Below are 8,452 nucleotides of genomic sequence, written 5' to 3' on the forward strand. Positions count from 1 at the left end.
GTATGACAGTATTGGCTTATCTATCCGTCATAACTTCTCTTCTAGCACCTTTTCTAATAGGAAATGTGCTCGGAGTAGATTTTTTCGGGAAAGATAGTTCGATTGGTCTTGGGCTATCTCTCCAAGCGATACTAGGTAGTTTTATAGCCGTATATGTATACGGTTATGAAAAAGAAAGAAAGGCGTTGGTCATTTTTGGCTACGCCGTTTTTTTTCTAAGCACAGGAATTTGTTACCTGGTAGGAAAAAGTTTGTGGCTGGTTCTCTTTTGGGAATTGTCCACAATAAGCGCCTTTCTTCTTTATATAGGAGGCAAATGGAATGATGCCTCCATACGAAGTTTCGTAGCCTTGGTCGCTGCCGGTGGGATCGGCGCCTTCTGTTTTACGTTCTGGATCTTTTCGAATGATCCAAGATCCGGATTATTTTTCCTGATCTTGGGACTTTTGATCAAGTCAGCATTTTTTGGAGTTCATTTCTGGCTGCCGGAAGCACACGCAGGAGCACCTGCTCACGCTTCTGCAGCTTACTCCGGCTTACTCGTGAATCTACCTCTTGTATTATTCTCTAAATTTGCTCTTCCACTTTTACCTGGAACCCATTATGCAACAATCCTGATACCGTTAGCCGGAATCGGGGTATTATGGGCAGGGATCACTGCATTATTCAGTAGAGAAGTTAAAAAATCCATCGCTTATAGCACTGTGGAAAATATGAACTTCTTGTGGTTGAGCCTGCTTATCTCCGCTTATTGGCAATCCAGTGAGCAGGAAAGTTTAAGAATGCTTAGTAAAGCATTTGGAGTCCTTTTCCTGATTTCTTTGGTACATCATAGTATCAGTAAAACATTTCAGTTCCTATTTTTCGGATATCTTACTAAATTATCCGGAAAATCTGAATCGGATGAAAACACCGGCGTGGGAAGGATCAGCGGAATTCCTACATTCTTAGCCGCGATCGGGACAATGAGTTTTCTTGCAATTCCCGGAACCACAGGCTTCTTATCCGAATCCACATTTATCAAATTATTATCCGCAGTTTTAGAAGTTACTGATACAAGTGCAGCACTTGTTCTTCCACTTCTCATTTTAGTCTGCACAGGTTTAGCGGTAGGGGCAGCAGCTCACTTAAAACTTTTCCTAGGACTTGTTCTTTCCAGACCTCGTACAAATTTCGAAGACCATGGAAAGAATACAACGATCAATGTTTCTTTATTTTTGACCGGAGCCTTAGTGCTAATTTCACCTCTGATCATTCTTAGCCTCACAAATTATTATGCAGTGAGAGTGGAATGGTTGGATTTCTCTTGGTTTAGAGGGATCGGGATCTTGAACGTTATCGGTCTAGTCATATTGTTAAGCGTAGGGTTGTTAGGACTCAGACATAAGATCAAAGAGAGAAAACTGTGGGATTGTGGCGGCTTATTCGGCGGATCGGAGGTAGCGATCGCAAGTTCAGCTCTTTCCGATCCGCTAGCCGCTCCTTTAGGCAGATATTTTGCAGACGAAGCGGGCAATTCCAGATTAGACAAAGGGTTCATTAAGATTCTATTAAGAATACTTTCCTCTTTGAAAGCTAAGATCAGGGGAGCGGATGATGAGTCCATCTCCGTAGATTTAACTTATTCATCTTTTACCGTTTTAACAATTTTGATCGTAATCATTATCGTTCGTCTTGCGGAGGGAGACATATGGTCACAGCTACTTTCTTATTGGGCATTCTGATCCAAATTTTAGCCTTTATATCTCTTCCTTTCTTATGTGGAGGGATTCTCCAGAAGATCAGAGCTTATGCTCAGGGTAGAAGAGGAGCACCTGTTCTACAGATCCTTTATGACACCGTAAGGATGATCAAAAAAAGTCCGATAGACGGTCCGTTCTCCGGATTTTTCTCGGAGAGTTCCGCAATATTCGCTTTTGCTTTCGGATTAGTTTTATGGTCCTTAGTTTCTTTCGAATGGGCTTCCTTATTACTAATTCCATTTTTGATAGGAATGATCCGATTTGCGACTGTGGCATATGCAGTTGAGAATGGAACTTCTTTCGGAGGAATGGGAGCAGCAAGAGAAACTCTTCTTTTCATCTTCGGGGAACCAATACTGATCTTAGTACTTGTAGTATTAGAATCTAATGTAGTATTTCACGAAAACTTTGCGCATATTTCTTTTGCGATCCTGTTTTTTTTAGGGGCTACATTGATCGTCCTCTCGGAGCTCGCCAAACCACCGTTTGACGATCCAAGAACTCACTTAGAACTCACAATGGTTCACGAAGCGATGTTATTAGAGGCTTCCGGAAGAACTAGAGCATTTTTCGAACTGGCCCACCAATTCAAAACCGCTTCTTTATTCTTACTCCTTACCAAACTAGGATTGGAACATGTGGAAGTATTTTTAGGAGTTTCATCCGTTCCGATCTGGAAGGAGTTAGCTTCCTTTGGAGGAGCCATTCTTCTTTCCGCATTAATCGGTTACTGGGAAGCAAATAGCACCAGAAGAAAATGGATTTGGATCCCGGAATTACTCGGACTGAATTTTATCTTCATGCTGATCTTGGGAATTCTTCTGAAGCTAGGTAAATAAATATGAGCGCAGATGTTAGTTATCTTATTATTTTACTGACCGGTGTGGTCATTCTTTTAGAAAACAGGCTCAAAAGGGTAGTCATCCTTTTGGGTATCCAAGGTTTTCTTTTACTTCTTCCTTTATACCAAGAAGAAAGTGGAGACGGTTTCCATTCTATTTTCTTAGCTGCGATGGTAATCGTATTCAAAGGGATCTTAACTCCTATCATTCTTTTTTGGACAGCGAGAAGGATACATTCCCCAGAATCAACTTTTCCTAAAGTAGGTTACCTTCCCACACTCGCACTTTTATTCGCGGGTGCTGCGGCTTGTTACTTCTTTATGGATATAGTCTCCGCATTTTTTGGAAAGTCCCATCAATACGGATTATTATATGTTCTTCTCCTAATATACATCGGAGTGATCGGATTTATAGTTAGAAGGAACTGGATTGGTGTGATCGCATGTTTCAGTATCTTTGAGAATGGAACATTCTTACTTACTCTTCTCCTAAAATCGGGAGTTCCAATAGGAAGTGAGTTTGGATCCTTTTTGGATGCTGTCTTGATCATAGGAGCCGGTGCCGCCCTCAGGATCAACAGCGAACAATATAAGGGGGAAACATCCAGATGAACTTCGATATTCTTTTAGGGATCGGAGCTGCAGTCTTCGTCTTAATTTTCCTAACCTATGTTTTAGCTCCTACAAAGAACCAGACTAATCTACTATTTTGGTCCATATTGCTTGTTATCTGCGCTGCAATCAATTTTGCAGTCTGGATCATACGGGATTGGAATGAAGAAGGTACTACATTGCAATGGGTTTTGATAGAAGCGACAACCTTCGTGGGTGCGTTACTCATCTCTTCCAGTAGAACCGCAAAATCATTTCCGATCGCTTGGAAATTTTTGCTAATCAACTCTTTCGGATTAGGTATCGCATTTTTAGGGATCATACTTATTCGATCTTCTTTACATGTAATCAATCAGCCGATCGAATTTTTAGCGGCAAATTCCTCTTCTCATCCTGAAATCATCTGGGTGGAAATTGGTCTTTGGCTCGCAATCTTCGGATACACAGCTAAACTCGGGCTTTTTCCAAATCACGTCTGGATAGAAGACACCTATGGAGAAAGTCCTACTCAGGTCTCATCCTTACTCTCTTCATTCATTCCGGTTTCGGTTTGTTTTGCACTTCGACCTTTCGTGCATCTGGATCACCAACTTTTCCCTCATACATTCAGCGGGGCCGATGGTCTCTTGGTCTTAGGAATATTAACGATTTTCTTAAGTATCTTTGCGGTATATGATCGCGATGATATCAGAAGAATTTCTGCAAAAGTTGCTCTTTTTCACACTGGAGCCTTAGCGGTTTTCCTTTGGATGGATTTAAGTGATACAGCTTTCTTATTCATGATGGCGACTAACTTGGTGGTGAAATCACTTTTATTCATCAGCATGGGAATTGTGAGAATGGATGCAGGAAAAAGGGAACTTCATAAAATTATCCAAGCCGACTCGATCAACAAACCGGCATTGTCCCTATTCATTTTAGCTCTCTTCCTGGCATTCGTTATGCCAGGATCGCCGATATTCGTGACGGATATAATTCTGATTAAGGCAGGGCAGATAGGTAGTAAAACATTCGTGATCTTGGTCCCGATCCTGGGAATCGTATTCTTTGGAGTGATGTTGTATAAACTCGCACCTTTACTGAATATCAAAGGAAGACCATTTTCAAAAGATCTTTCTACAATCCTTAGGATCAGAATGACCAATGGATTTTTCCTACTCCTACTTCTTCTCAGCACAGGTTGCTGGGGATTTTACCTGTTACTACAAGGTGTATTATGAAAAACGTTACCGGAATTTTCCATACTTCGGAAACGAAACAAACTCATCGTTTCTGGCTGACTCGAGAAGGAATAGAGAAAGAAACTCTTTCTAAAAACGCAGAGAAAAGTTTATATGAGGATCATTCCAATCCAATTTGGGTCCTCAGGCATAGTCTTGGCACGAATCAAGGAGCAGAAGATTATTCTTCCATGGATTATGAGAAGTATCTATCACAAGATAGAAAACATCTTCTCGAAAAATTCCTTACCAAATCCGGTATCAAAGATTTGGTTTATAGAGGGATTAATGTTCCTGTCCCAACTTCTTTTTATTCACATGCAGTCGGACCGATCCACGCAGGTGTGATCGAACCCGGGCATTTTCGTTTTATAGTAGAAGGAGAAGAGATCCAAAATTTGGATATTCGTCTAGGTTTCCAAAAAAGAGGCCTTTTAGAAAAAATGAAAGGCCAGAATAAAGACTCTATCTCTCCTTATGCAGAAGCAATTTCGGGTGATTCTACCGTTGCTTATGCGATCGCATTTAGTAAAGCGTTCGAAGAAGCTCATGGTATACATATTCCTGAAGAAGTAAACTTCGCAAGAACTGTTCTTTTAGAAATAGAAAGGATCGCCATCCATATCGGAGATATGGGAGCAATTGCGGGTGACGTAGGTTACTATCCACTCCAAGGTGTTTGCGCTATGCAAAGAGGAGTTCCTCTAGGTGTGATGGAAGCACTAACCGGTTCTCGCTTCGGAAGAGGCGCATTAAGCCCAGGAAAAGTAAGACTTAAAAAAGAACTTACAGAATCTTCCTTAAACGATCTAGCAAAAAGGATCCAAGATGTCACTTCCGATGTAGCGGGCCATTTTGAAAGAGCTGCAAATAAATCTACAAACAGAGAAAGATTGCAGATCTGCGGAACTCTAACTCATAAACAACTCAAAGATCTAGGCTTTGTGGGAATGGTAGAAAAATGCACAGGTTTTTCCAGAGATCTTCGCCATCATGATCCGAGTTATTCTCTCGCAGGAGAATCCATCAATTTGGATCTGGATGCAGGCCAGATGAAGGGAGATGCCTGGGCAAGATTCTATCTTCGTTATGAAGAATTGAAAAATAGCGGGCGTTGGTTGACTAAGGCGATCCCATTATTGAAAAACTTTCATAAAGTTTACGAAAGTTTCCAAAAAATAAAAGTTTCAAAAGCGAAATCAGGAATATATTTCGGCGCCACAGAAGGATGGAGAGGCCCTGTTTTAGTTTCATTCTCCTTAAATTCTTCGGGAGATATTTCAGAAGCTTATGTAAGAGATCCTTCCGTTCTGAACTGGCATGCTTTGGAACTCGCGGTAAGAGGAGAAAATATCGGGGATTTCCCTCTAAATAATAAATCTTTCAACCTCAGTTATGTGGGAGTGGATCTATGAAACAAATCCAGGAAATTATCAATATATTCCGTCCGGCAAAAAATCTAAATTTCGAAAAGATGGGACCGACCAATCCGAATGCGAGAGGTATCCCAGTCCCTTCTTCTAAAAAAGGATTTCATTTGGATAAATCCATCGAGAAGGTTTGTCCAACCGGAGGATTAAAAGTATCTTCTTCAAAAGAAGTAACGTTCGACTACGGCGCATGTCTACAATGTGGTCATTGTGTAGAAGTTTCTGACGGACAATTGGAAAATTCAGGATTCGTTCATGTTTATTCCGTGGATAGAGAAGCATTAAAAGTACGTTATATAGATGGAGTTCCTTCAACTTACGAAGAAGAAGTTTCCGAAAACGTAAAACAATTCCGCAAAATTACCAAAAACACCGGTTTTCAATACAGAGAAGTGGCAGCAAGTGGGAACAACGCGACTGAAGCTGAGATCAACGCAAGTTTTAATGCGGTTTTCGACAGCGAAGCAAGTATGGTACGAGTAGTGGCTTCTCCCAAACATTCTGATGCAGTTGTATTCGCCGGTCCAGTTGGACCAAATATGGAAATTCCTCTGCAAGTTGCTTGGGACACTACTCCAGGACCGAAAGCATTGATCGCCTGCGGAACGGAAGCTGTTTCTGGAGGATTATTCCAAAGAGGAAAATTACCGAAAGAACCGGACCTATTTATCGGAGGAGATCCTCCTAGACCGGATGTAATCGTAAGCGCATTCCGTTATTTGATGGGCAAGAAGAAGTTCTCTTTTAGAGAAGAACTCTCCAAATTCATTTCGGAACGACGCTCTAAATCTTAAATCTCATTCGGAAGCTTTTACGTAGATATGATCATTTCTCCTGCGTAAAACGCTTCCTTCGTTTTCAAACCTATTCCGGAAAATTTATCTTCTCCGTTTATATCAGAGATCACATCAGTAGGATAAGAGATCCTTGGATCCAATTTTGTATGGATCGGATAAAATCTTTTTTGGTCCAAATATGAGTAAGTAGTCAAGATAACCACTTCCTGGTTTTGAAATACCGCTTCTAAATTTCGGACCATAGTATTTACACGAGAAGAAACATTCTCATTAAAATCTTCCCAAGTCCTAAGCTCTCCTGAAACTTCCACATTCAAATGAACGATAGCAGGGTAGGGTTTGGGATCATTTTGTCTGTTCTTATCCAAAACTTTTTTGGCAACGAGTAGAGCATCCGTATCATCCCCTCTTCCAGTTTTTACCAGAACTGCTTTATTTCTTTGCAATAATTCAAAACCTTCTCCGTAACAGATCAACTCTTCCGCATGGTCCAGATGTTTCCAACGTTCTTCCGCGGCTAATTTAGAAAGTTTACGTTTTTGGTTTAATGTATAAGCCACGTTCCAAATGATCTGGTATAACAAACTAGGAAGAAGTGTAGAAGGTAGATCTTTAATTCCGGAAAGTTTCTGGTAAACTGCATGAAATAGATCCGGCTGTACCAATTTTTGGATCTCTATCTCTCCGGCAGAAATGATCGCGGATATTTCACGGATCAAGAAAGACTTAAGAGAAAGAGAAGTCTGGAAATCAGCGTAAAAATCAGGAACCATTCCGGAGAATAGTTCTTCCGGAGTTTTAAATCCTACATTTTTAGAAATTGCAGGATCCTTAATTTGATATTTTAAAAACGCAGAATGGAATATTTCAGAAGGTTCGTTAAACCCGAAATTTGCGACTATTTCCTGGGAATCTATAATAGTCCCATCATCAAATATCAAAGTTTCAGACATTAAATCCGTATTCGTAATCCCTTCGATCACATAGAGCTGTTCTTTAGGAAAAACTTTTCTAACCGCGTCCGTCTGATTCTTAATAGCAGCGCGGGCGGCTTCTTCATTTCCACCGTGAGCAGCGCAACCTAAGCCGGGAATATCGGATCTGTGCATATATGCGATAAACAATGCGGGCATCCCCGGAGTATTGCATAACGCGTCATTTACAACTCTATCGATACGATTCCAAAACCAAAAATTATTCAAGTTAGTAGAAACAATATTCCCATCCGTTCTACCAAAACGAATCGTAGTGACAGGATATCCTTTTAACTTACTTCCGTGAACTCTTCCGTCTATACATTTAGTGACTAATACTTTAGGAGTTCTTAAACTAAATTCACGGATCACATGTTTCATTCTATGGATCGTTTCCGATTGTAGAATGTTTTCTTTTAAATATTGATCTATGTATTCTTTTGCCGGTCCCAATTGAATTCTCCTATCTTTTTAAGTCCGTAGAATACTTTCCCAATCCAGCAAACTTCTCTTTATAATTCTCAGAATAATAAAATCCTCATCTCTTGGAAATCTATTTATGCGACAGAAGAATGGTCATAAGTTGAATAAAAGATGAAGTATTCCTTTCGAGTTCTTCAGCTTATGTTCAGCCTATTTACATCTAAAATCAGAGTCTAAAAAGTTTGAAAAAAGATCCAAAATTCGAATCAATAAATACAAAAGAGGTTTGACGGGTTGGGCGACGTAATTAATATGGTCTTTACGCCTGAAGGAGTTCACCCGGGAGGGAAAGAAGCCTGAGGGGATCTTTAAAAGATCTTTGAAAACATATAGAGTAGCGTGACCCGCGAGAT

7 protein-coding genes are annotated in these 8,452 nt (G+C 40.4%); 6 read left to right on the plus strand and 1 reads right to left on the minus strand.

The features are described 5' to 3' along the window. The first annotated feature begins 2 nt into the window (after positions 1–2). From EHO58_RS17870 to EHO58_RS17895, 6 genes are read left to right on the plus strand one after another with little or no spacing between them, the layout of a single operon-like run. A complete protein-coding gene (locus EHO58_RS17870) occupies positions 3–1,724 on the plus strand; it encodes a proton-conducting transporter transmembrane domain-containing protein (protein ID WP_100724042.1) in 1,722 nt (573 codons plus the stop codon). After that, the gene (locus EHO58_RS17875) at positions 1,691–2,581 is read left to right on the plus strand and encodes an NADH-quinone oxidoreductase subunit H (RefSeq protein ID WP_100711716.1); all 891 of its coding nucleotides are present in this window, start codon (positions 1,691–1,693) and stop codon (positions 2,579–2,581) included. The genes EHO58_RS17870 and EHO58_RS17875 overlap by 34 nt, the downstream gene beginning before the upstream one ends. A 2-nt stretch (positions 2,582–2,583) precedes the next feature. Then, the gene (locus EHO58_RS17880) at positions 2,584–3,195 is read left to right on the plus strand and encodes a formate hydrogenase (RefSeq protein ID WP_135680816.1); all 612 of its coding nucleotides are present in this window, start codon (positions 2,584–2,586) and stop codon (positions 3,193–3,195) included. Continuing rightward, complete coding sequence (locus EHO58_RS17885) at positions 3,192–4,415, plus strand: proton-conducting transporter transmembrane domain-containing protein (RefSeq protein ID WP_135680817.1); 1,224 nt, start codon at positions 3,192–3,194, stop codon at positions 4,413–4,415. Before EHO58_RS17880 ends, EHO58_RS17885 begins: the two co-directional genes overlap by 4 nt. Then, positions 4,412–5,830 (plus strand): hydrogenase large subunit, encoded by a 1,419-nt coding sequence (locus EHO58_RS17890; protein WP_135680818.1) that lies wholly within the window; start codon positions 4,412–4,414, stop codon positions 5,828–5,830. The genes EHO58_RS17885 and EHO58_RS17890 overlap by 4 nt, the downstream gene beginning before the upstream one ends. Then, a complete protein-coding gene (locus tag EHO58_RS17895; RefSeq protein WP_135627529.1) occupies positions 5,827–6,639 on the plus strand; it encodes an NADH-quinone oxidoreductase subunit B family protein in 813 nt (270 codons plus the stop codon). The genes EHO58_RS17890 and EHO58_RS17895 overlap by 4 nt, the downstream gene beginning before the upstream one ends. A 17-nt stretch (positions 6,640–6,656) precedes the next feature. Here EHO58_RS17895 and EHO58_RS17900 read toward each other — a convergent pair whose 3' ends face one another. Next, positions 6,657–8,069: a hypothetical protein gene (locus EHO58_RS17900; RefSeq protein WP_135680819.1), complete on the minus strand. Its 1,413-nt coding sequence runs from the start codon at positions 8,067–8,069 to the stop codon at positions 6,657–6,659. Positions 8,070–8,452 lie beyond the last annotated feature (383 nt).

Source organism: Leptospira selangorensis (genome assembly GCF_004769405.1).
GTDB classification, from domain to species: domain Bacteria; phylum Spirochaetota; class Leptospiria; order Leptospirales; family Leptospiraceae; genus Leptospira_B; species Leptospira_B selangorensis.

Bases quoted from the DNA above. Each gene is read 5' to 3' on its own strand.
- EHO58_RS17875 (WP_100711716.1), top strand. From the start codon at position 1,691: ATGGTCACAGCTACTTTCTTATTGGGCATTCTGATCCAAATTTTAGCC.
- EHO58_RS17895 (WP_135627529.1), top strand. From the start codon at position 5,827: ATGAAACAAATCCAGGAAATTATCAATATATTCCGTCCGGCAAAAAAT.
- EHO58_RS17870 (WP_100724042.1), top strand. From the start codon at position 3: ATGACAGTATTGGCTTATCTATCCGTCATAACTTCTCTTCTAGCACCT.
- EHO58_RS17890 (WP_135680818.1), top strand. From the start codon at position 4,412: ATGAAAAACGTTACCGGAATTTTCCATACTTCGGAAACGAAACAAACT.
- EHO58_RS17885 (WP_135680817.1), top strand. From the start codon at position 3,192: ATGAACTTCGATATTCTTTTAGGGATCGGAGCTGCAGTCTTCGTCTTA.
- EHO58_RS17880 (WP_135680816.1), top strand. From the start codon at position 2,584: ATGAGCGCAGATGTTAGTTATCTTATTATTTTACTGACCGGTGTGGTC.